The sequence below is a fragment of the Tuberibacillus calidus DSM 17572 genome, assembly GCF_000430685.1.
Taxonomy (GTDB): Bacteria; Bacillota; Bacilli; order Bacillales; family Sporolactobacillaceae; genus Tuberibacillus; species Tuberibacillus calidus.
Genome location: NZ_AUMM01000033.1, coordinates 18,960 through 42,166, shown reverse-complemented (window position 1 = coordinate 42,166; position 23,207 = coordinate 18,960). Strand labels below are relative to the sequence as shown.

The window sequence follows — 23,207 nt, the reverse complement described above, 5'->3', positions numbered from 1 at the left end:
ATGGCATGGCCGAAGGCCGATGTATCCACTTCAAGGTTAAAAGCGCTGAATTTGAAAAACAGATGATTCAAAAAGACCTGTTGTTCTCGCGTTAAACTGTGAACCAGATGATAGCGCATCCGGGTTAACCGTTGAAGGGCAAGGTATTGTTCTGACTGAATGACAGATTTCGGCAATCGCCCAAAACGCAAGCGATCCGCAATGACCCAGGCATCCTTTGGGTCGGTCTTGTCCATTTCGGCATAAGCCTTTTTGAAATTTTTTACCAGCTTCGGATTCAAGGTGAACACCTTTGTCTGACGCTGTTTCAGTTCAGGATCTTCGTGGAAAAACATGGCCGGATGCCAACTATAAACGGATGTCGCTTCCATAGCGATTTGGATAGAGTCATCTTTCTTCACATGTTGAAGAATGACCGCCTTCAATTCCGTTGCACCGGGCAAATTGTTGGTGACGGTTCGAGTGACCAACGTTTCCCCGGCGGCATCCATCAGGCAGGCCTCGAGGTTTTTAGAGCTCACGTCAATACCGACAAATAAGGGCATATCGTTTCCTCCTCTCCGTATTAGGATCGATGGCATCGGACGCTTCGGGATATCCCCAGATGGCTTGCCGATCAATCAGCCTCGCGTATGAGAACTCATCCGGTCCGTGGGCTGCCTGGAACTGCTCATTTCCAGCACGGGGATCCGGAGGAACGGCCTACGGGTTAGACGTTCAGGCAAGAACCTGGGGATGCAGACTTTATAAGTAGTCATCGCTACAGGAGGACTAAGCATTGACCCAAACGATCCTAAGACCATTATCCGGGAACATCACGAAGCGTCCAAGTCCGAAATTTGTATTCCGGGCTCGCCCGGAATACAAAACCTATATTCACTTGTCAATGTGCAAAAATGAACTGGAAATTGACATCAACCGTGGATTTGAAACTTATTATACGAGGGGGAATGTGAATGCACAATAGATTTTTGATTGCAATCGACAGCGGGAAGAATACTACCAAAGGTGTCATGAAAGAGGAGGGGACGTTGCTCAGGATTAAGTTTTGGACAAAAGTCGAGGCAGTCAGTGATTTCGGAGCGGAAATTGCCCCGAATTCGTTCCTGGTAGAATTTGAGGGGAAGAGCTTCCTCATTGGCGAAATGGTCGGGGAAGATCGCACAAATTTTGATTTAACGAAGCACACAAAGGAACATTTGCTTTGTATTTACCTGGCGATTACACAGCTCTTGCTAAAATCAAGGCAGAGCAAAGGGATTGCCGATATATCGCTTGCCATCAACATTCCTCTGAGTCTCTATAAAAATGAAAAACATAAGAACGCCTATTTTGATTTTATTCGAAACGGTGGTCAAGCTATTTACATCAAAGTTAATGGAAAATCATTCGTCTTTCGCATTAACCAACTGCTTCTATTGCCAGAAGGGATCGGTCCAATATACAGCGATATAAACCAATATCGAAATAAACGTGCTCTTGTGGTTGATATAGGTTCACTGAATATAAACTACTTGGAGTTCAACCATCTTGTCCCTCAATACGACAAGATGATAACCACCGACCATGGGGTAAATATTCTTCGTTCGAAACTTGCCGATACCTTAACCAGCAAGTATGGAACAACGATTTCGGATAGTGATGTGGAACAATTGTTCAAAGACAAATACTTGTATCTGAACGGAGAAAAGCAAGAAGACAGCAAGGAAATCATTGAGAGGTTAATCGCCGACCATGTCAAGGAAATTTTCAATCATGCCAGAAGCCGAAAGTTGACGTTTAACAATACAGAAATGATCTTCGTGGGAGGGGGGTCGCTTTTGCTTAGGGACTACATTTTAATGCAATTCCCTGCCGCTTTGATTCATTCGGATCCTCAGTTTGCAAACGTTCTTAGCTTTCTAAAAATCCTGGAGGCAAAACAGTATGGGCAAACGGCTTAAGCTATCAATATCCTTTAAGCAACAATACCGACATGTCTATGAGCATTTACAGGGCATTCCGAACAAGAGCGATTACATCGCAAAAGCTGTCGAAGCGTACATTAACGGCGGTGGCCAATCCACTGTCACGTATGAGAATATCAGGTCGATTGTGATGGAGATTTTGCAGAATCAAGGTGGCTTACCTCTCGTCACGAACCAGCCTTCTACCTCACAAGTAGAACATATTTCTCAAGAAGATGCTGAGCTGATTGACAAATTATTCAGTTAGGATGGCAAAATAGAAAAAACTCCGCATGATTGAACATTTTGAGTTCAGCGGCGGAGTTTTCCTTGATCCAAACACATCAATACAGAAATTATACTAAATGAATAATTCACAATTTGGAACTTTGGGGATGGAGTTTTAGTTAAGTGCGAGAGCTTCTATATTAGGTGTTTGTTAAAGTGGAATGTAGCCATCCCTGCTCTTTCGATATTCATTTAGATTGATTAGGTGTCCAGATTCACCTTTAATTCCCCGTAAAAGATCCTTATCATCAGAAATGGCTAATACCTTGTATTTTGAAACGAAAGCTTTTAAATTCACCACTTTATGGCATCTTCCATTTTCGTCAAATAAGACTATCTCGTTAAAGTCATAATCATAGCCATTCAACTTTATGGGCTCTTTTCTTAACTTCCTTGCTAAAGCCTTGAGTAAAACGTACATTGATTGTTCATCATTTACTTTACCGATCTTTACAAATTCATTGGCATTGATTTCGACAAAAGGCTCTTCACCAAATAAAACCCATCCAAAGTTCTGTAATAACTCTTGATGAGAGATATAAAACCTGCAACCTTTAAGTTGTTCCACATAAAAACTATAATTGTTTTCAGCAATTCGGGCTTCCTCTATGACTATTTGCATTTCCTCCAAATGACGGTTCATCAGCCTAACAATTTTCTTCATAAACCCTTCCTCAGAAATTCTATGTGCGATTTGGTAAGTAATCCTCCCATCGTTTTTTAGTTGTTCAAATGCCGTTCTGACACTTGGATTGCCCATATTCCTTTGTATCCATCTATACATCTCTTTTGTAACAAGAAAATTGTTGTCTCGGTTATCATTAGAGTAAGAGCGAAATACTTCAAGTTCTTTTTGCCCTTGCTCAATAAGATTTTTTAATTCCGATATCGAATTTTCCGATTCCTTTCCTTCCAAAAAATCTTCGTACCTCTTTTTAAGTTGTTCTCCGATATCACGATATTTCTTTGACAAATCCAGGGGGATCCACAATTCAAAATTCTCCAATTGATTCAGCCAATTTTCTATTGTACGCTTGATACCTGGCAACTCTGTATTAAGAATATTTAGCCTCCGAATTTTCCTCGCTTCTTTACGTTGATGCTCCGTATTTCCGTCGTTAAAAGAATACTCTTTTACACAATCACTGCCTACATTAATCTCTTTTCCTGTTAATCTATTGACGATAAAATGTATATATCGGTTTGGTTGTCCACAAAGTGAACAATTCGTCCAATTTTCTTTATTTTCCCCTAAATCTATTGGGAGCTGAGCCTTCTCTCTCCATTCTAAAATTGCTTGTTGTAATATAACGGGGAGCATGTGTTCTATAAAGTTCTTCTGATCATTATCTAGAGATTCAACGAGTGCCTCAGTAATCCGATCGTTTTTTTCGAGCAATTCATAAAACCATTTATAATCTTTCGTAATTTCACTGATTAGAAGCACCGTCTGATCCTTTTTCGTTATCGCTAATTTCATTGGAAAACCCTCCTTCCTAAATTAATCTATTTTCACATTTCCCCATCTTCTTTTAATTACATGCTTCACAGTTCCCGAACCACTTCCTCATCCAAAATGGCTTTCCGTTGTTTCCAATCAGAACAGAAAGAAAAGGTGTTTAGGAGCCAGGCCGATCCCTTTATTGTACACAACGGCGGAGTTCCCACAATGTCCGTATTTACTAGCTCACGCCTAAAGCCTTAAACACCGCATCGGTCGGATCTGCGTAAAAGATCGGTTGAATCTTAATCAGCAAATCTGGTGGAACAGTCTGCAAGTCCACAACTGACGATGCTGGAATTAATACACGCTTTGCCCCTGCATCAACACATACTTGCAATACATTTGCAAATTCTTCAACTTTGGCAATCGTTCCTCCTACAGTCATGTTGCCAAGTACCACCATACTCTCTTGAACAGGTCTTTCCAGAGCCGCTGAACACAGCCCAACCAATTCAGCAATAGCCAATTCTTCCGTCAACCCGATGCCTTGAAGGTCGCTGATATGCATAAGATAATCCTTCGTTTTCGTACTGATAGAACTGCTTATGCTTTTGCAGTTGGCAGTAAAATATCGGAAAGCAGTGTCCAGGCTTTCTTTTGCACCCCGATGGGATCCAACGCCCGATTTTTCAAACTTCCCTGTTCCAGAAACCACCTGATTTTCAAGCTTATATACCCCGATCATGCCTGAATCACCATGGCCAACGGTATAGACATGACCAGGTTTCCCCATACCTTCGGGGATCAGCTTTCCACCGCCTTGTTCTGGGACGGAAACATATTCCTCGTTCAGCGTTTCCCTGTCAATATAGGAGAAGTGGACATCGTAGAATTCCATACCGCCGATCTTCTTCAGTTGTTCTTTTACCCTTCTTCGACCTTCAAGGGCATATTTCAGGATTTCTTCAACATTCTCTCTTGTATACTCTCCATGCGGGTACAAGAGCTTGATCAGCCCCGATACCGTTTTACGGACAGCAATAACATCGCGTTGATTCAAGTTGTTCCCCAATTTAAAATACTTATCAATGGCATCGGAAAATGAACGTTTTCTCATCTCCCTGAAAAATTCAGCCAAATAATCAACGATAAACCCGTATTTATCAGTAAAAAACTCGGGCCGCATCTTCGGGATTTCCCAGCCTGGGAGATAATAATGCATCCGATCAAAAAACGCCGTATCGTTCGCCATCGCTTCTGGAAACGGGGCAAACAAATGCGAGGTCTTGATTAACGAATCCACGCTCTGATTAATGTTTCCGACAAAAACCATAGAGGCGGATGCCGCTTTTTCTTCCTTACCCCTGGCAAATGATCCAGAAGCCATATAGTCTTTCATAATTTGAATGCCGTCTTTATCCTTGAACTGGATGCCCGCCACTTCATCAAAAGCGACCGTATCCCATAAACCGACCAATCCGACCTTCTTCGTGGACATGTTGTAAAATAAATTCGCTACAGTCGTTTGCCCACCAGATACCAGAATAGAATTCGGAGAGATCTCCTTATAAACATGGGACTTACCCGTTCCTCTTGGACCAAGTTCACATAAATTGTAGTTGTTCTCTACCAACGGAACGAGCCTTAAGAGCAAATGCCATTTGACCCTTTCCTCAAAATGCGTCGGTTCCATTCCAGTCGAACGAATAAGTACATCCATCCATTCTTCCTTGGAGAAACTTTTTCTGCCTTCCAACACCTCATTCAAATCCATATTGGGCAGTTGGATAGGCTTCAGGCTACTGATTCTGAACGGATTATGGTTCTTTACCTCTTCATCAAAGAAATATTCCATCTTCAGCATACACCAAATGCCGCCAGCCAAAAGCTTATCGTATTCCTTCACATAGTTTGGAGAGATGGGAACACCTTTTAAGCCCAAGTTGGAAAATTCGGCTTCATAGGTATCAATCTTCGCATTCAGGGATACCGTGACCTTGTCAATGATGGAATATTGCCCAAGCTCCCGAATTTTGGACTTAATCTTTTCGGCTTCGTCGGGTCTAACAAAATTTTCGGCGAGGATCTTCTTGACCCGTTCCAACCCTTCCCGTATATTCTCCTCATCATCAGTCGCCGCGTACATGCCCAACAAATATTCAAGTACATAAACAGGGACATTGGCCCCTTCTTTAATCATTTTGGTCAAATCTTTACGAACGACCCTGCCCGAAAACACTTCGTTAAGTTTTCGGTCTAGATCCAATGAGCGGTCTTCTCTTAGTGGCTCCATTCCTGTCCCCCTCTCTAAAAGTCGAACTCACTTACGATCCCCAAGCTAATTTGAAATGGTATTCGCTCAACGACTACGTTTGTTTCAACGTCTTTGATGATAAGGTAATAATCCTTGTTCTTATCGTATGGGATCGACTTTAAGGCAAAGCGTAACTTAAAAGTCCGATCGTCTGGTTTGTCGGAAGTTCGGTCACAAATTAGGATTTCTTCATTAGTAATGACGGAGTCAGTATCATCGACCATATAAATCCTTACAGTACGAGGAATTCGCTTGTCTTCGACTTTTTCGGTCTGGAAAAAAGTCAAGTTGAACAAACTGTTCGTAATTTTCCTCGTCGTGTTGGTGAGCTTCACATCCACTTTTTCAATCTCGCGGCTGTTCTTCTGTCCGCTTCGGATATTTTTAAACTTGATGAGCGGGACTACAATCTCCTGCAAGCTTGCTCCACCATGGACAAAATTGACCCCAGAACCCTGCATCTTAAATCGAATCGTCGCTTTGGGAACATATGCCGTTAAACGATATTCATTCTTGATTAATGAATCCATACTAATATCAAGCAAACCCGTTCTTTCCCCCGAATCCTGAGTCAGCAAATATCTTCTTTTCACTTCAACAGCATGTAGACCTTCTTTCTCGATCTTATCGCTTTCTTCTAACGCTTCCCGTTGATAGACGAATCCATGATCGGCTGTCACAAAAATATTCGTTCCGCTTAAATCATCCCGAATGATCTTGATAATACTGTATATTTCCTCGATCGCTCTTTCCGCCGCTGTAAATGTGTAGATTTCTGTAGACGCTTTATCTCCAATGGCATCGATACTGTCGTGGTAGATGTAAATCAGTTTCTTGCCCTTAAAGGTTTCCCTTCTACCCGCTTTATTCATGGCGAATAACTCTTGATAATGTATTGCTATGCTTTCAGGGACAGCCGTCTGCAAAATTTCCATTCGATTATCAAGACCAGCTGAAGTTCTTCCATCTACAAGAACTCTGCCATCCATGTCGATTTCCAAACTTTTATACGGAAGCAAGGACGCCATGCCTAGCTTTGTGATAGAAGGGATTACACCCAGCAGTGCCTCAATATCGCAAACTCCTGTCGTTTCCGAATTGAGTTTATCCGCGAGTTCAACCGCTACTTCATAGCGGAGAGCGTCGGATATGATCACGAATACTCGTTCACCTTGGCGAATTTTCGGAGCGACAAAGGTTCTGTAAAAATCTTTTTGATTTTGTATTCCTGGGATCGCCCAGTTTGTTTTCATCTCTGCTTCAACCGCGGAAGACCAATACGAACTTAATTGACCCATGAACCAGTTGGTATACAGGTTCTCAATCATTTCTTTGAGCTTTTTGAAAATTTCACTGTTTGTGTCATGATCAAATGCGGTATAAAACTTTCTGTAGTACATATCCATCTTATGGTACTCTTCCACATACGCTCGATACATGTCCGAAGCTTGAGCTTGTGGAATTCCCATATGATACTTCTTGTAGAACTCAAACATTTTTACAGTGTAGTACAGGGCTTCATAAATGTATTGAAACCTCTCATAAAAATGCTTGGCTCGGCGTAATTGAATCAGCTTGATATACTCCTCATAATCTTCCAGTCTTGCGTCCAAGCTGTTGGCAATGTATATGATGATCGCTTTATCGAAGTAAGGAAACGTATCCGCTGTTTTGAATTCTGAAACAGGGAGTTGGTTCACAATATCAGCAAGCTTGATTTCCTTCTCTACAGTCTCGGAAAGTTGGTCGAACACAAGGTAATCCGTTTTATGATGCATCCAGTGATCAATAAATACTAAAGCATTTGATTTGTTGTGATTCGCGATGTAGTTTTTTAAAAGCGACAGATGATTTTCATCCACGGAATGACTAAGCGTCGTGACAGTCAAGTGAATGAACAGAGTCTTAAGTGATTTGTTCTCTTGCTCGAAGCCAAATCGTTCGGTTACATATCTCCAGAAAACATGGATGTCAAAATACTTCTCGATCTGTTGCAAATATTTGTTCTCTTTGTCATCAAGGTTATCCATCAGAATGACTTTGAGAGCATCTTCAAAATCAAGAGATTTGAGATTACATAATACACTCATGATCGCTAATTCAATGGTTTCTTGAGTGTAAGAAGGAATGCCATATGCCTTAAATTTTCGAAGCCGCTCTTTATTGCCAAAAAACTTTTCGTATTTCTTCACAACACTTCTTAAAGATGAATCAATGTTCAACTCCTTCATGATGAGTGAGATCTTATCCGCATAGAAGGTTTTCGAATAAAGGAAAGTATCCAATAGCCAATTCTCTTCCAGACTCAAGTCCAAGTTGGAATAGACCAGATAGTGAGAACCTGGGTCTTCTTCCTCCAGCAAGTATTTCGTGTAAAAACTATTCGTTTCAGTCCACTTATGAACTTTCACGTTTTCAATGTGGATATCGTCTATGTAATCAACAAACTCTTGATCTTTATCCATCCAAAAGACAATCTTCCGTTGCTCTCCATCACCCAACGGTTGCTGAAAAGTTGTCCTTAAACTGTTTACAATTTCATCGATATTCATTGCTTCTCAACACCTTTGTAACAGGCTAATAGACAGGGATATACCAAGACAAAGCTGGTATATCCCCATTGTAACCGAAAACTAATCCAGTTTTGCAAGTAAACCGTTGAACTTGGCATAGTTCACAGCCACACCGTCATCCAGATCAATCTCTATTTGCATGTCCGCCATATGATGAAGCACTTCGTCGTATGCTTTCAGTTCATCAATTTTCAAATCCAACTGCTTCAATTCTTTTTTCGCATTGCTGATCTCTTTGGCAGTTCCGCCTCCCTCAATCACTTCAAGGAGAGATTTCCTCTCAGCATCAAGTCGGATTTGAAGCGGATGCAAGTAGTCTGTTCGGATCCTCGACAGAGTAGTTTTGTCATAACGATGCATGTAAATTAAGCAGTTAAACGCTTTTTGTTTTCCAGAGGTGAAAAGCCAGTATATCGGTCTCTTCTTGTATGTTTGGACATGATCTTTGAAGAAATCGTTCAGGAAGTATCTCCTGATAGTTTCTCTTGCTGTTTCTCCGTTTTTCTTGCCTAGTGTATCAGCAATAAACTCCAAATTTTCTTCCAAAGTTTCTTCGCCGAAGGTCACGTTAACAAATTCGATGAACTTGGATACTATATCATCTTCAAAATAAGCTCCTGAGAGAACGGGAATAATGTTGTCCATATCAACAGGATATTTCTGATACCTTTCTGGTTCAAACTTTCCTCCAGCAAAAACAAGTCCTTCTTCATCTAAAGAGAATCTTCCAAACATACAACCGACTGCATAGGAGATAAAGGATTTAATATCCCTTTCTCTATCTGCCTTTCTAACCGTTACCTCTTCTTCACTCACATCAGGTGCCATCTCTTTTTGCAATCCATAAACCTCTATATAAATTCTATTTAGTTGTTCTTCATTTTTCTTTAATTTATAGAACTGCTTTTCTGCAAAATCACTCCACTTATTAAATGTATTTTCAAGAGTTGATTCCGAATCTTTGTGAATTAACATTGGATGCATTTTAAAATCCCATGATATTTCAAACGAGTCCCAATCCAGCTTCGATATTTTTATCAAATTATTTCCTATATCAACTACGGTACTTTGTAATTCCTGATTTATTGGAATGACAGGTATTTTTTTTATATCCCCGATTTGATAATGCATTGTGGGAGCAATAATTTTTAAAATAGTGCTTATCGGTTTTGAATTTAACAAGGTAATATATTTCAATACTTGGTCTTTTTTTAGAATAATAGCGGGACTTACATCATCAAAAAAAACATCATCATAATCATATCTAAAAGAGATATTAGAAATTGTTATACCTGACCAGACAATATGTGGTAAATTATAATATTTAGAAGCTCCCATACCGCTTCCAGGAAAATTTCTTAATTCAAGAGCATCATTATGCCATTTAATTACATAGATAGAATTTCCATACCATTTTCTATAAGGTCCTCCCTTCGAATATTTATTCCATTTTCTACGATCAATATCTGATTTATTCACCTCAAACCAAAATCTAATAAATCTTTTATTATCACCCGTAAAAATCCCCTTTGTGACAGCTTCTACATGCTTTTCCAAAGATGTTCCTTTAGCAAATAACTCCTTAATTTTATCACTTGCTGAATAGGCAATTGTATAAGAAGGTATATTTATAAAACTACTACTTCGATGAGAGTATCTATAATATATTTTTGGGTTTTCTATAGCTTCCAAAGTTTTTATTTCTTGATTTTCAGCCCCCTTAAAATCTGATAGCTTGATATATTCACCAGTTAAGTCAACTTTATAATTTCTCAAAGTAAAGCAACAAACGGGTACACAAGCCTCGGGAAATGCATTGTATTCTAACTCAATCAACGAACTTATATTCTTGTTAAAAACAATAAATTTCCTCAATTTTTCATAGGAAGATATAAACATCCATACAAAAGGAGTTAAAAAGCCAAGTTGTCCATTGTCTTTTACTTTATTTGTACATAGTGCAATAAAAGCAGAAAATGTATCATATTTGTAATCGGTATAGTATTGATTAATAAACATGGCCAGATCTTTATTCATATAGGAACTTCCCATATAGGGGGGGTTAGTAACCAGAATATCAAATTTTTGACTCATGATTTCTGCTTGTTTTAATAACTCTGGTAATAGTTCAACTACTTTTCTTCTTGACTTATCCCCAAAAATATCCTTAGCAGGATTATTTATTATTTGATCCAATTTTTTTTCTAAATACTCCTTATCGTAATCGCCAACCTTTATAAGTGATCCGAAAGTCTTGGCATTTTTGAACTGCTCAATGAATGCTTTTATCTTTTCAAAACTTACCTCGTTACTTTCTCCAGCTAAATATGCAATGTCATCGTCAATGAAGTGATTCGTCTCCTGAATAGAAGCTAAGTTAAGTTTTAAGCCCTCTCTCTCTATGCTTCTAAAAAATCTATTATTATACTCAACAGCTTTCATTACAACTGAAAAGCAAGCAAGTTGATAAGCCCGATCATCAATATCTAAGCCATATAGATTGTTCTCGATAATCAGTCTTGGAATTTCCCTTTCCATATATCCGCAACGGCTATAAATCTCATACAAGACGTCAAACATATAAACAAGAATATGACCGCTTCCCATTGCAGGGTCAAAACACTTGATATCTTCTACTTTAAGGTCCTTATTAATAAATGGAGCCAGTTTTTCTTCAAGGTCTGGTTCTGGATTTGGATTTTCAAGATAGAACTCCCAGTTTTTGATTAAATCCCGATCTTCTGGATGTGACTCTACCCAGTAACGTCCAAGGGTGTTTTGCACCATATACCGTACAATCCAGTCAGGAGTAAACAACTGGGTTGCAAATGGAATTTCTTCTTTCTTATACTTTTTCTTTGCTTTAATAACCCGATCTTTCTCTTCCGCAATGTAATATTGGTACAACCAACCAATTATTTCAACCTTCTCCCAATCGGATTCAGGAATCTTCTCTGTATCGGTCATTTCCCGCAGAAACGAGTCTTTTGCCAACAATCCTTCGGGAAAAAGAATCTCTTTATAGTCTTCAATTGTCTCAAAGAGAAAAGGAAGATATTTATTCAAACTGTTGCATTGTTTAATAATCAAATACTTGTACAGTTCCTCAGTTTTGTTATTTAACTTCAGATCATATACAAGCTCTTTATCAATGTCTAAATCAACTGACAAAGCCTCTTTCAAGATATCAGGCTCTGGGTTGTCAGGATTGCTGGAAGACAGCACCCTGACTTTTGTTGGAAGATAATTGTTTACTTCCATAAATCGCAATGCGATGAAGCGGTTGAACCAGGTATAGGCTACTTCTTCTACCACTTGCTTAAAACCGATGTCTTTGATCCGTTGGATGAGTTTATCCCGCTGTTTCTTTTCGGTGATCGAAAGCTGCTTGCCGTCAATATAAATTGCATCCGAGCTTTCAATCTGTGCTTTCTTGATGTGTTCCTCAGATATTCCGATTTTCAAAGCCTTCGCTTCGACCTTTTTGAGCAACTCTCTTCGTGCATTGATTGCAAAGTTTTTCAACGCTGTCTTATTCATATCCATTCACCAACCCATATTTCTTCGTTTCATGTGCCGCGGCGAACGCCACGGCACACTTCCATTACTCCACAAATTCAATTTGCTTATTGCTTCGGATAATTTGCTTTAACTTCACAGAAAGAGAATGAAGCAATTTATCCACGTCTTCCTCGGTTTTTAGGGTCTTATCCATAATCAAGTTGCTGATCTTCACTTTTTCCTTCTGAACAACCGTCTCGACTCCGTAAGAAGCCCCTCCATCATTGACCACTGGTTTCGCTCGATTATTCCACTCTTGGATTTCATGGCTCAATCGAATATCCATGTTTTCTTTGAAAGCGGAACTTTGCGTTACCGTTGCATCCACCTTAAAGATATCGGTAAAATTATCAATGCTCTGGAATAACCCATCGTAGAAAGTTTGAATACGATTTTTGGTTTCATCCGTCACGCCATCATGGTTCGAACGCAATAGAAGATGGTCAAGATCCAATTGAATCGCATTTTTCGCCGCCAGCTTTTTTTCTTCCAGTACCCTTCGAATTGCCTCGTCGATCTTATTGACCAATTCGGGAATCTCTTTAATTCTTCTGTACGGAAGCGGATCCGTCAAAATCTCCTGTAATTTAGCGGCGTAATCCTTGGTTTCTTCAGCGGTCAAATAAACGCTATTGTCCTTGTATTTGTCGTAAGCATGAAGCCCTTTGTCAAAAATATCTTTCTGGTTTTCAAAGAAACTCTTAACGTAGGAAAAGTCCTCTTCCCAATCCAACAGGTTGTCTTCAAGGTCACGAAGTCTGGTAAAGAACGAAACATTGTCCATTCCCTTCGTAAACTCGCCAAAGTATTCAAGCCCCTTATCCAGAAGGCTTTTTCCAGGGTATTTTCTGCCCTCATAACGATTTTTCAAAGCTTTGATTTCCGCAACCTGTTGGTCGATAAGGTGACGAATATCTTTCATCAGCCCGTCTTCATCGTCAGCGAGATCCGTTTTATTGAATACTTGTTTACAGATGTTTTTGGCTGTTTTCAGAAGGGACTCATCCACCTTCACACGCTTGATAACGATCGCTTTGTCCACTTCGCTTGCTTTCGTCAAGACATTCAACATATTGCCGTCTTCAGGTTCCAAGTATTCCGCATTGTAACGAATTCGTATTCTTTGTCCTTTGATCAATTCGGCGATCAGACCTGCGATATCCAGCGGCTTCCATCCATAAGGCTTGTCGCTGAAACGATCCAAAAGAATTTTTACGCGGACTTGCTTTTGAATGCTGTCTTGTAAGCTGATGAAATCAAACACTTCTTTAACAGCCAAATCATTCTCGTTTTGTTTTGATCCATCTATGGTAAGTTGCTCATCCTTGCGTCTTAAAATCGAGACCAAATCCTTCTCTGATTCTAAGAATGTCTTGACATACCCCAATTTTGTATAAACATTTTCCACTAATTTATGAAATGCGGCGTTGATTTTGTCTTTTACGGAAGCACCTTTGATTTCCGCTTTGTCACCGTTGATGAAAAATACTCCGCTTTTTATCGCTTCCTCCAGCATGTCACGTACTCTTCGTCTTCTTTCTCTCGCTTCTGCTTGTTTGTTGTTCAAGATATTTTGAATATTTTCAGGAAGTTGAGCAGGGTTCTTTTTCTTTCGATACTCTTCGATCTTGAGAACTTCCTCCATTTCTTCGATATAGGCATCACTGCCTCCCAACTTCAAGATCATCTCGCCATTCCCCGAAGACATCAGCATTAATTCCTGATCGGATTTGGCATAATGATCGGACAACGGAGAAAGGATGTTAATTCCGATACTCGAAGTTTGATTTCCATAGTTTTTCTCATCCATTTTTTGGTTGTATGAGAACTGATACTGCGGAGAGTACCGATACCTTTTATCATCATATAAGTCCTGAAAAATGTAGTTGGCAAGCTCTCTCTTGATGAGATCTTCATCAATCTTCATACCTTTGATTTCCCGATTGATATCTTGCTCATCATCGGTTAAGAATATATAGACTTCCCCGTTCTTTTGGATCAAGGTTTGCGAAATCAACTTCCGCAACGCAACCTCGATCTTCGCCTTAAGTGCAAGCTTGTCTTCATCGATGCTTGTCACCATGAGTGTTGCGATGTTATCAATGTTTGCTGGCAGTTCTTTAATGTATTTGATCATAAAAAGGACTTTGAGCAAATCAATGTTAAATTCATCATCTTTTAATGCTGGGTTCTCATATGCACCCTCAATCACCCTTGCGATGGAAGGGGTCAGAAACTCTTTGATCGTATCGTAAAATGCATAGAAAGGAACCAAAATGCCTTCTTGGGCGTTCTTGTACCGAAGTCCAGCCTCTTTGAAAGCGGACAGCATGGAACGTTCCCCTTCAGACAGGTGTTTCCCTGAACTTCCATGCTTACGCACTTGCTCAAACACGTTCTGGAGAAGCTTAAACTGATAAGGAATAAACGGATATACGTCCGCAAACTCTTTCTCGTCTTCGTATCCTCTTAGGTCAGCCGTACTATCTTTAAAGCTAATGAGGTTCTTCAATATCGCACTTTTCTCATGGTAGAGTAGTTTGAGCATGTCAGCGGCATGCTCTTTCTTCAGAAGAATCCGCTTTTTAATGACCTCATCAACGGAGATAGAAGACAAGGACAGCCTCGTATCGAATCGCCCTTGAATTCGAGAGAAATCGTCACCTTTCACTTTCACAATGCTGTCGATGCTTTCTTGGGATGTAACCATAATCCAGACTTTACCTTTGCAGTACGTCCCAAGATCCTCAGCCACCGTTTGCAGATTTAACATCAATTGACGGCTATCGCCAATGTATTGCCCAATTTCATCGACAAGGAAAATTAAGTGGAAGTTGTCTCCTTTTTGGTCTATGTATTCCTTTACATCTTTGGCAAACTTCTCAATGCTGATTTCAAAGTTATTGACGCCGTTCTCGAACCAATTCCTGGCCGACTCTTCAGACATGGATGTCACTTTTGTTAATGCCCCGATGACGAAATCGGCATCAAACCAAAAGGTATGCCTGCGATCAATCCATTCTTCTCCAGCCAGGGCTTTAAACTCCCGTTTAAAGTCCTCGTATACGCCTTCTTTTGTGAGATACTTCTCCATTTCAGCAACGCCTGGAATGTCACCGTAGAAACCACGATGTTCATAAAACACTTTCATAAATACCCGAAGGATCGCATCTTCCTTGGACTTGTTATCCAAAGGACTTTTCGAATCGATATTGAAGAGGATCACTTCCGTTTCGACATCAGCCGCTCGTTTCATATTGGCCAATACTAACGGGTCCTGGATTTTGTCCATAAAGAAGTCGATCGCTCTTTTATCCTTCACCTTTTTGTTTTCCAAAAGGTAAGCAAGGATTTTCAAGAAATGGGACTTACCCGAACCGAAGAACCCTGAAATCCACACGCCCATTTTATCGGTGTACCCGTCGATTCCTTGCTGATAATTCTCGTAAAATTTGGATAAGTGCCTGTTTAGTTCTCTAGTCACGACATATTCGTCAAGTTCCTGATAAATGTTGTCCTCATCAGTCTGAGCGACCTTGATAACACCCTTAATGTTTCGCTCAATATCTTTCTGAAACATGTCTTTGATCAGCATCGGCTCTTCCCCCTTTAATTTAATCCACTAATCGGAATGCTCTGTAATAGTTGTCGTCCTTAAATCGACCAAACAATTGAAGAGACAAGCCATCGTATTTGCCTGGAAAGAACAAGATGACAGGAATTTTATCTAGTATCTCCTGAAGGTTATTGAGTATGGTATGGGATCGTACAAAAGGATAGACCTTTCCGACTCCCGTGATGAATACAACATTATGATCCTGTATCTGTTCTTTTATTTTTTGAAGGAAGATTTCGGGTTTAGCAAAATTTGTCATTGCCTTATATAAAACATCTTTCCCCTGGTTCTCTTCCATATGAAAAATCCGTTCAAAAATTCGCTTTTCCTTCGCAATCTCAATAAGCATTTTGTAAAGGTCAAACTCAATAATTTTTCGGTTCGAACCTTCGTGACTAAATTCTTTCTTGATGTGCTGAATGTAATCCCGAACCACCAATTCATGTTCAGGCTCGTAATCAAACACATAAAAACTAATCTCATTGCCGAGGCCTCTGCCTTGGATGAACTTGTCCTCTTTAATCTTCGGAATAATTTTATCCAGCCGCTTATTCAAATTCGCCATGATATTCCCACGCTCATTCCCCCATTGCCTTTACATAGGCAATGTCTCCAATGTTTATCAAGTGCCTTTTCAATCGTTCATCCATCAGCAAACGGGTCAATTCCCCTGTTTTCTTGTTTTTGAGAATCCCTGATTCCAATAAGATTTTCACAAACACTTGCTTCAGTTTTTTTACTGTTTGTTCCGTCCAGCTTGCAACACCTGCATCCTGTTCTGCTTTAAACGCAAAATATTGGTTGAGATCTTTTTTTTCGAGAAGAAAATTGCCCGCTTCAAGTTTCTCCCTGACGACTTCATTCATAAACTCAAAGAAGAGCCTGTCCGTTTTCATAATGGCATACAGGTTAATGATTTTCCCTGAGTCCAAAGAGTCCGCCAGAACCAATTTTCTAAGCGTGGCATCCAATACGCTTACTCTACGCAAAACCGAGGGGAGGCTGCGTTTTAGGCTTGATTTGACTTTGTACTGAAACAAATTATCGGTCAGCACCTTTTCTTTTATTTCCGCCTCAGTAAAGCCTTGCTCCGCAAGACTTACGACCTGTTTGAATTCATAAAACAGGAATGAAGCCCCAGTTAAAGTCGCACTATAATCTAATTCTTGAGACATGGTACAACTCCTTCTATCCAGTCGCTGTTTGACCATCCTTTAACAGTCCGTTCATTTCTAATATCCGTTCAACGACCTCAAGTCGCCGTTTCCCGCACTGTTGTTTCAGAACGGTAGTAAAATTGTCTTCTTTCAGGAACTTCCTTTGGTTGTTTAAATAAATATCTGTTATGCTTCTTATGAGGGTTTCTTCACTGATTTCATTTTTCCAATATGCATCAATAATGCTGTTCAGTGTACTGGCCAATTCTCTTTGCGTCTTATAGAAAAGTTTAATTTCCAAACTGAACACCTCATACCTGCCCTCATTATTACTCAAATCCTATTTTATTCTTACTTTTAGTGCAATACAAGCCAAGGAAAAATGGATCATATCATGAAAATTCCAAAATTAAAACCGCCCACACAGGCGGTTCAGTGGTCAGATTTAGAAACGGTTGATAAGATACTCCGATAACCATTCCTGTTGGGCGAAAATCGCACGTTCATCCGTGACTTCTTCCAACAAAATCTCCGCCAATCTTGGATCTATCATCGACGACCTCAACCATTCTTTGTCGATTTTCAAAATCTCTTCAATAACTTTTCCCTGCAAGCCTTGACTGCTTTTTTCTTCCTCAACATCGCCAGGCAAATCCTCTGGAAGCCCCTCAACTGAACCATGCAAATATGGCGAGAAAAATTGGATCATCTTCTCCAAAATCGTTTTGATTTCCGCCATCGTGTCAAACAAATCCGCGTAGGGTTCGAAGTATACCCTGAGTGATCGGTTCTCCATCACAATGTTTGGATGCACTTTTTTCGTGATGAGGGACTTGTGAAGGCAAAACCTTCGATACATGTCCTCACGGCTTTTATCAAAGTGAATTCCCACAAACGCCTTCCCTTGCTGATTTCGGCATGAGAGCTGATAAACTGCACCGCTGATGCCCGCACCCAGACTAATCGTCAAACTGTATGCTGAATGCTTTTTTGTTTTGTGAATGTTTGGAAAAAAGGCAAGATGTTTACGCAAATACTCCATCAGGCACTTTTTCACGTCCTCCACCCGATTAAAATCATATCGGTACTCGCCCACATACACTCTCCCGACATGCATGCTGGGCATCTGCTCATGCCGATAAACCATGTTCAGCGGCTGTGCAACCTTGTTTATCCGCCACAAATTGGACCATATGTTCAAGGGACTCAGGTTGTCCAGGATCTCAGCCTGTTTTATTACTTCAGGATGCAGTTCCAAGCCGTAAAAATTCACGTACTTCTGCGGATTGGCTTTCAGAAATGCTTTGACCGCCGAAAGATGTTTTTGATCAAAACGGAGAGCTGTCCACACGACGATGCCCTCTTGCAAGCTCTGCAGAATGGGCATGATTTTTTCTTTCAAATGGGCTTCATCCGACTGTGTCAATTGAATTTCAACGAATACCTCCACCCGTTTATGTTTGGAGACGGCATAAAAATCAATTTTCTTCCGACCATACGGAATTTCCAGTTCAATCTGTGCCAGGTCAACACCGATACGTTCCAGCACATCAGGATATTTTTTGAAATATAGGTTCATAATCATCTCTTTTTCCGAACGATGTTTTGACATTGTATTCCCACCTTTTCATCATGACTGAGAAGGGAGAGACATTCGTCCCTCCCATCCGACACTTTTCAAACTGCAAGTTTGAATTGATCTACCAGCTCCGCCAAGACATAGATGTCATGTATTTTCGTATCCGCCCATTGGCACTGGGCAATATGCTCGATAATTTTGAGCAGATTCTGCTTTGCCTCTCTGGTGAGCTCTCTTCCATTCAACAGAAATTCATGCTTGATCAGAAGTTCGGACAAGTCCACTTTTTCATGTGTTCGAGGCTCCTGGATGATCGTTGCCACCAAAACCGAATTCGGAATTTCCAATGTTTCGGCCAGTTGGAGGATTTTCGTAATGGATGGGCTTTTTCGTTCGCCGCGTTCGAGTCGGTTCACGTAAGAGGCACTCACGCCCGAAATTTCTTCCAACTGCTTGAGTGACAGATTCTTCAGTTTACGATAATGTTTCAGCATGATTCCGAAATTGTCGGAAACCGTAAGACTGCCTTCCTTCTCTTCATCTACTTCATCCAACACTTCCACGTCTTTCAGCATGTCTTCATGCATGATACATCTCTCCTTCCTTTCCATCTGATTCCCAGTCGGGAAACCTGTTATATTGGGTATCAACATATCTTAAGCGTTGCCATCCTTGTCAATGATGTCAGCCCTTTATACCTCACAACGTCCTTCACCCTCTGTCGCACAACTCCCGAAACGCACACCTGCGGCAGATCGCCCGATTTTTCGTTTGTTCGAACCTCTCCATGTCCAATGGCACATTTTGTTCTGGAACACGCAAGTAGGCCTTCATTTCCTTCACGCTGGTTTGAATCAACGACTGCACGTACTCCAGATCAGTTTGTCTAGGCGTAAACGAAGCATGTTTTCCTGTTGCCAAATATTCATTCCGTAATTCAATTTGATCTAGCCCTGGGAGGTGAAACGCTTCTTTAAGGAATAGGGCATAAAGTAGCAACTGCACCTTATCACTGGATGAGGGTTTCCCTGTCTTGAAATCGACGACAACAAATTTTCCGCTTTCCAGGTCTTGAAACACCAGATCCAAGACCACCCATACCTTGATTCCGTCCAATTCAAACACACGGAACCTTTCGGATGAAACCAGCCTGATTTTATCTTTTCTGTCGAAGATGTCTTTGAAGGTTTGACTCGACAGCAAATGGTTGGCAATGACGGTCATCCGCTCCCGATATTCTTCGATTTTTTGTTCAGGAAGCTCTCCATCGTAATACATTTCATGCAACATGTTGATGTCACTGGGTTGTTCGTACCACTCCTCCTGTTTGTATTTTGAATCCCAGAACGCCCTGTTCAACGCTTTTCGGACGGATGTAGTGAATTCTTCGACGGTCATCTTTTGAGATTCGTCAATCATCCGATGAATCTGGTTGTGCACCGAAATCCCGAACAATTGGTCAAGCGTAACAAGTCGTTTCAGACGGTAGGCATGCCTGGAGAGATTGGAAGCTTCACGACGCCAGCCTCCCCAGGAGGAATAATAAGCGTGAAAATACCACCTTTTGCAATTCAGAAACACTTGGCTTCGAGTCCATGACCAACTGAGCTCTGGAAAGGGTTGAGCATTCATCATCACCCCACCTCCATCCGCTCCAGCTCAATTGGCATGGCAAATGAGCGTTCCAATTTGAAGGTTTTGTTTCGTCCGTATATCCCCCGTATTCGCTTCTCCATGCCAACAACTGTGATGAGAACAAGCCGATTTTCCATCCCATCGACAACGATTTCGATGGCATTTTGCAGTCTCCACTTTGCAACTCCCCGAATGTTCGGCATTTCTTCTTGCAGGCAATTGATGATGTCCTTGCGATCCAGATTCTGCTCCTTGCAACGTTTCAAAAAATGCCTGGTGCAGAGAATCTTCATATTCAACTCCCTCAATTTGCTAAAGTTATGTTGGAAACTTTATTGAAAAAATTGAAGGGGCATCGACTCCAATCACTCTGGAGTGATGCCCCTGGGAAAAACAGGTATTGAATTTGACGTTGGCAAAAATAATATTCGCATTTATATCCGCTCCTCATCAGAACGAATGTTTGCATGGTGTTAATAAAAGTTTATCTGGCCTTCTGTCAGTTTTCAACACTTGCTTAAATAAAATTTTCCTGCCAAAGTTGCTTGGTAGGCAAAAAGGTTTTGAAGGGGAAAGGGAGTCTTATATACAATTTATCCACAGAACCGTCTGTTTTTTTTGTGGATAATTTATCCATGTTCCTGAGCCTGTATATCTTTTATGAAGGATCTGCATAAATTTTTAATATCCTTTTCATAAATTTTGCATACTTGTAGCCGCGATTTTGCCCAAACGTCTACGAATCTTATGTAGTTTGTATAAAACAGTTCAATAATTGCTTCATACCCTTTATGCAGTATGGCCGCTTCCAAGTTCGCTTTCTTCAGAGGCACTTGTGCTTCATTTCATCCCTGTGCAACCTTCAACCCTTTTCAACTATCAGGCAACTGAACCTGCAGGTCGGGAAACAGCCGCGATTTTTCCGTTTCCTGATAACCCCCTTCATTTAGCACATACTTCCTAATCGCTTTTTCAAATGGATCCGCTACCCAATATTCAGGAACTTCACATCGGGCATATGTATCCTTCTTTTTGCCCATCAGTTTGTCACGGTGGCTTGGATGCGAAACGATTTCAACCACCAGATCAGGCACGCCGCAAATCCTGTTTTTCTGGATGATTCCGCTTTTTGCTCTCTTTACAAAGACGATATCGGGAATGACCGCAACTTCCTTCTCCTCGATATGAACTAGCGTTCGCGGCAAAACCGTTCCCAACTGGTTCACCCTGGCATAGAGAGTTAACTCAGTTAGTAGATGTACAAATGCCAAGTCCTTTTTTTCAATCCGATTTGACCGATCAACATGAGAATAAGTTTGCGGATTTCATCATCAGAGAAGAGAAGCTTCCCGCCGATCCATTCCCATCTTCCCTCGTTTGGAACGCTTTTTTCGAATAAATCAAACGGAATTTTCTGCGGCTCAGCCTTTGGTATCATCTCCATGTATACTTTTCCCCTTTTGCATTTTAATTTAAGGATGAGCTGATCAACCAATCATCCTGTCCCTTTATTTCCAGTATACCATCGTGCAAAAAGAAATAGAGGAGCATGCAACCACTCCTCTTTGCTAAAACTGTTAGAGTTTTTCCTAGAACCTCACTAGCTTTCTCCAAGACCATCGCTTGTGAGAACGAATGGTGCTCTATCCAAACTGATTTTGAAACTGTCTCGGAACTGTGTTTGGGAAGGAATCATCTTTTTTATTTTATTCCATTCTTCTTCATCGCATCCTGTCGCTTTGCAGTACAAGGAACGAAACTCTTCAATCATCTCATCGTACTGGTCAACAAGTTCATCCCTTAATCCATAAAACTCTTGTTCATACCGCTTAAAAGCGGTCAAAAAATCCTCATACATGGTTTTCGTCATACTGACAACACGGTGAGCAAAAACCTCTTCCCTGTCTTCATCTTCTTGAGATTCAACTGCTCCCCTACTTTCAAAATCTGTTATGATTTGTTCTGCAAGCCGATCCATGATCTCCCTCTTGGATTTCGGAACAACATACATCGGTCCAAGTTCTATATGGTCGTCCAATTTCTTAAGCATTTTGACATCAATGCCCAGCTTTGAAGGGTCGGCGATCGGAATCGCCATAGGGTTTCTCTCCATGCGAAGTGATGCCAGCACCAATTCTTTCGCCATCTTTTTCTCCTCCTGATTCGCAATCAAAAGTTGAACGTAATCGCTCTCCATTTCAAATATCGACGTTTTATTATAGATTTCTTAAGTGCCAATATTCGTGACAGGAAACTAAAGAGGGGCAAGGCGAAAGGTAATTGGGCAAATCTATGTCACAGGCATTCGCTGACATTCCCCTGTTTCATCGAAGAAGCCTCTGTAGCAAGGTTTTGATGCAAACGGAGCTTCTTCCATCTCTATCCTGTTTTAAAGCAAAAAGCCGCAGAACACCCCTGTTCGGGTGATCTGCGGTGCTTCCGCTTTCAAAAATCAAATGAGTTCACGTCATCCTTTTATACTTTGGTGTCAGAACGACGCTGTCAATTGCCGATGAGCGGCCATGGCCTCGGCTTTCGTCCTGTGGACCGTACCAAACGGATGCTCGGGCGGAGCATAAATGGAATAAAGCTTCAGAGGGTCGTGTCCTGTGTTGATCACATTATGCCATGTCCCAGCGGGGATCATGATGGCATCATCTTCGGACACCTTTCTTTCAAAATCCAGACGGTCTTTACGTTCCCCCATTTGCACAAGTCCCTGTCCTTGTTCAATGCGGATAAACTGGTCGACATCGGGATGCACTTCCAGACCGATATCACCCCCCGCCTCGATGCTCATCAAAGTCACCTGCAAATGTTTTCCCGTCCATAATGATGTTCGATAATTTGGATTCAGCTTGGCGGCTTGCTCAATATTGACCACGAACGGTTTTCCGCCATAATCTTTCAATTCCATTTGAGGGTTCCCGTCATTCCGCAAGTTGTTGGAATAACCACAAACATACGCATGCCAGTTCCGCCAGTCATGATGAGGGGGACAGTAAGAGGGCATGGGATAGAACCACTGAGTGCTGTAATACTGGTGGGCGTAATGAGGATTCACCGTGTTCACTCTCCTTCGATTGGAATTAGC

The 23,207-nt window shown here is 41.0% G+C and carries 20 protein-coding genes; 3 read left to right on the top strand and 17 right to left on the bottom strand.

What is annotated here, in order from left to right:
• Window positions 1-545: IS110 family transposase (locus tag H532_RS0109690; protein WP_027725321.1), on the bottom strand; the 545-nt coding region annotated here is incomplete at its 3' end.
• Between the two features lie 233 nt (window positions 546-778).
• Here H532_RS0109690 and H532_RS20515 point away from each other — a divergent pair.
• The 3 genes from H532_RS20515 to H532_RS0109675 are packed head-to-tail and all read left to right on the top strand — an operon-like array spanning window position 779 to window position 2,214.
• Window positions 779-967 (top strand): hypothetical protein, encoded by a 189-nt coding sequence (locus H532_RS20515; RefSeq protein ID WP_027725320.1) that lies wholly within the window; start codon window positions 779-781, stop codon window positions 965-967.
• Complete coding sequence (locus H532_RS0109680; RefSeq protein ID WP_027725319.1) at window positions 957-1,943, top strand: ParM/StbA family protein; 987 nt, start codon at window positions 957-959, stop codon at window positions 1,941-1,943. The genes H532_RS20515 and H532_RS0109680 overlap by 11 nt, the downstream gene beginning before the upstream one ends.
• A complete protein-coding gene (locus H532_RS0109675; RefSeq protein WP_027725318.1) occupies window positions 1,927-2,214 on the top strand; it encodes a hypothetical protein in 288 nt (95 codons plus the stop codon). Before H532_RS0109680 ends, H532_RS0109675 begins: the two co-directional genes overlap by 17 nt.
• Before the next feature lie 171 nt (window positions 2,215-2,385).
• Here the strand turns inward: H532_RS0109675 and H532_RS0109670 are convergent, their stop codons facing one another.
• From H532_RS0109670 to H532_RS0109590, 16 genes are all read right to left on the bottom strand, one after another.
• Window positions 2,386-3,714, bottom strand: a complete 1,329-nt coding sequence (locus H532_RS0109670) for a hypothetical protein (RefSeq protein WP_027725317.1) — start codon at window positions 3,712-3,714, stop codon at window positions 2,386-2,388.
• 202 nt (window positions 3,715-3,916) lie between these two features.
• The gene (gene brxL / locus H532_RS0109665) at window positions 3,917-5,971 is read right to left on the bottom strand and encodes a protease Lon-related BREX system protein BrxL (protein ID WP_027725316.1); all 2,055 of its coding nucleotides are present in this window, start codon (window positions 5,969-5,971) and stop codon (window positions 3,917-3,919) included.
• A gap of 14 nt (window positions 5,972-5,985) precedes the next feature.
• Window positions 5,986-8,544: a BREX-1 system phosphatase PglZ type A gene (gene pglZ / locus H532_RS0109660; protein WP_027725315.1), complete on the bottom strand. Its 2,559-nt coding sequence runs from the start codon at window positions 8,542-8,544 to the stop codon at window positions 5,986-5,988.
• A gap of 81 nt (window positions 8,545-8,625) precedes the next feature.
• Window positions 8,626-12,111, bottom strand: a complete 3,486-nt coding sequence (gene pglX, locus H532_RS0109655) for a BREX-1 system adenine-specific DNA-methyltransferase PglX (protein WP_245566444.1) — start codon at window positions 12,109-12,111, stop codon at window positions 8,626-8,628.
• 58 nt (window positions 12,112-12,169) lie between these two features.
• Complete coding sequence (gene brxC, locus H532_RS0109650) at window positions 12,170-15,721, bottom strand: BREX system P-loop protein BrxC (protein ID WP_027725313.1); 3,552 nt, start codon at window positions 15,719-15,721, stop codon at window positions 12,170-12,172.
• A gap of 19 nt (window positions 15,722-15,740) precedes the next feature.
• Window positions 15,741-16,307 (bottom strand): DUF1788 domain-containing protein, encoded by a 567-nt coding sequence (locus H532_RS0109645; RefSeq protein WP_027725312.1) that lies wholly within the window; start codon window positions 16,305-16,307, stop codon window positions 15,741-15,743.
• Window positions 16,308-16,320: 13 nt separating this feature from the next.
• Window positions 16,321-16,917, bottom strand: a complete 597-nt coding sequence (locus H532_RS0109640) for a DUF1819 family protein (RefSeq protein WP_027725311.1) — start codon at window positions 16,915-16,917, stop codon at window positions 16,321-16,323.
• Between the two features lie 13 nt (window positions 16,918-16,930).
• Entirely contained in the window at window positions 16,931-17,209 is a 279-nt protein-coding gene (locus H532_RS18450; RefSeq protein WP_342662301.1) for a TIGR04540 family protein, read from the bottom strand.
• Window positions 17,210-17,344: 135 nt separating this feature from the next.
• Complete coding sequence (locus H532_RS0109630; RefSeq protein WP_027725310.1) at window positions 17,345-18,511, bottom strand: hypothetical protein; 1,167 nt, start codon at window positions 18,509-18,511, stop codon at window positions 17,345-17,347.
• 65 nt (window positions 18,512-18,576) lie between these two features.
• A complete protein-coding gene (locus H532_RS19580) occupies window positions 18,577-19,065 on the bottom strand; it encodes a helix-turn-helix domain-containing protein (RefSeq protein ID WP_051263248.1) in 489 nt (162 codons plus the stop codon).
• A gap of 124 nt (window positions 19,066-19,189) precedes the next feature.
• Window positions 19,190-20,113 (bottom strand): RecB family exonuclease, encoded by a 924-nt coding sequence (locus H532_RS0109620; protein WP_027725309.1) that lies wholly within the window; start codon window positions 20,111-20,113, stop codon window positions 19,190-19,192.
• Window positions 20,113-20,379, bottom strand: coding sequence for a hypothetical protein (locus tag H532_RS0109615; RefSeq protein ID WP_155995026.1), 267 nt, complete (start codon window positions 20,377-20,379; stop codon window positions 20,113-20,115). Before H532_RS0109615 ends, H532_RS0109620 begins: the two co-directional genes overlap by 1 nt.
• Window positions 20,380-20,985: 606 nt before the next feature.
• Window positions 20,986-21,330, bottom strand: a complete 345-nt coding sequence (locus tag H532_RS18440) for a Uma2 family endonuclease (RefSeq protein WP_051263247.1) — start codon at window positions 21,328-21,330, stop codon at window positions 20,986-20,988.
• Window positions 21,331-21,362: 32 nt separating this feature from the next.
• Entirely contained in the window at window positions 21,363-21,557 is a 195-nt protein-coding gene (locus H532_RS0109600; protein ID WP_027725306.1) for a hypothetical protein, read from the bottom strand.
• Window positions 21,558-21,713: 156 nt separating this feature from the next.
• The gene (locus tag H532_RS0109595; RefSeq protein ID WP_007503499.1) at window positions 21,714-22,259 is read right to left on the bottom strand and encodes a hypothetical protein; all 546 of its coding nucleotides are present in this window, start codon (window positions 22,257-22,259) and stop codon (window positions 21,714-21,716) included.
• A gap of 342 nt (window positions 22,260-22,601) precedes the next feature.
• Complete coding sequence (locus H532_RS0109590; RefSeq protein WP_027725305.1) at window positions 22,602-23,177, bottom strand: cupin domain-containing protein; 576 nt, start codon at window positions 23,175-23,177, stop codon at window positions 22,602-22,604.
• Window positions 23,178-23,207 lie beyond the last annotated feature (30 nt).

Bases quoted from the DNA above. Each gene is read 5' to 3' on its own strand.
- H532_RS19580 (WP_051263248.1), bottom strand. From the start codon at position 19,065: ATGCATGAAGACATGCTGAAAGACGTGGAAGTGTTGGATGAAGTAGAT.
- brxC (WP_027725313.1), bottom strand. From the start codon at position 15,721: ATGCTGATCAAAGACATGTTTCAGAAAGATATTGAGCGAAACATTAAG.
- H532_RS0109620 (WP_027725309.1), bottom strand. From the start codon at position 20,113: ATGATGAATGCTCAACCCTTTCCAGAGCTCAGTTGGTCATGGACTCGA.
- brxL (WP_027725316.1), bottom strand. From the start codon at position 5,971: ATGGAGCCACTAAGAGAAGACCGCTCATTGGATCTAGACCGAAAACTT.
- pglZ (WP_027725315.1), bottom strand. From the start codon at position 8,544: ATGAATATCGATGAAATTGTAAACAGTTTAAGGACAACTTTTCAGCAA.
- H532_RS0109630 (WP_027725310.1), bottom strand. From the start codon at position 18,511: ATGTCAAAACATCGTTCGGAAAAAGAGATGATTATGAACCTATATTTC.
- pglX (WP_245566444.1), bottom strand. From the start codon at position 12,111: ATGGATATGAATAAGACAGCGTTGAAAAACTTTGCAATCAATGCACGA.
- H532_RS0109640 (WP_027725311.1), bottom strand. From the start codon at position 16,917: ATGTCTCAAGAATTAGATTATAGTGCGACTTTAACTGGGGCTTCATTC.
- H532_RS0109595 (WP_007503499.1), bottom strand. From the start codon at position 22,259: ATGGCGAAAGAATTGGTGCTGGCATCACTTCGCATGGAGAGAAACCCT.
- H532_RS0109600 (WP_027725306.1), bottom strand. From the start codon at position 21,557: ATGGAGATGATACCAAAGGCTGAGCCGCAGAAAATTCCGTTTGATTTA.
- H532_RS0109680 (WP_027725319.1), top strand. From the start codon at position 957: ATGCACAATAGATTTTTGATTGCAATCGACAGCGGGAAGAATACTACC.
- H532_RS0109675 (WP_027725318.1), top strand. From the start codon at position 1,927: ATGGGCAAACGGCTTAAGCTATCAATATCCTTTAAGCAACAATACCGA.
- H532_RS0109670 (WP_027725317.1), bottom strand. From the start codon at position 3,714: ATGAAATTAGCGATAACGAAAAAGGATCAGACGGTGCTTCTAATCAGT.
- H532_RS0109645 (WP_027725312.1), bottom strand. From the start codon at position 16,307: ATGGCGAATTTGAATAAGCGGCTGGATAAAATTATTCCGAAGATTAAA.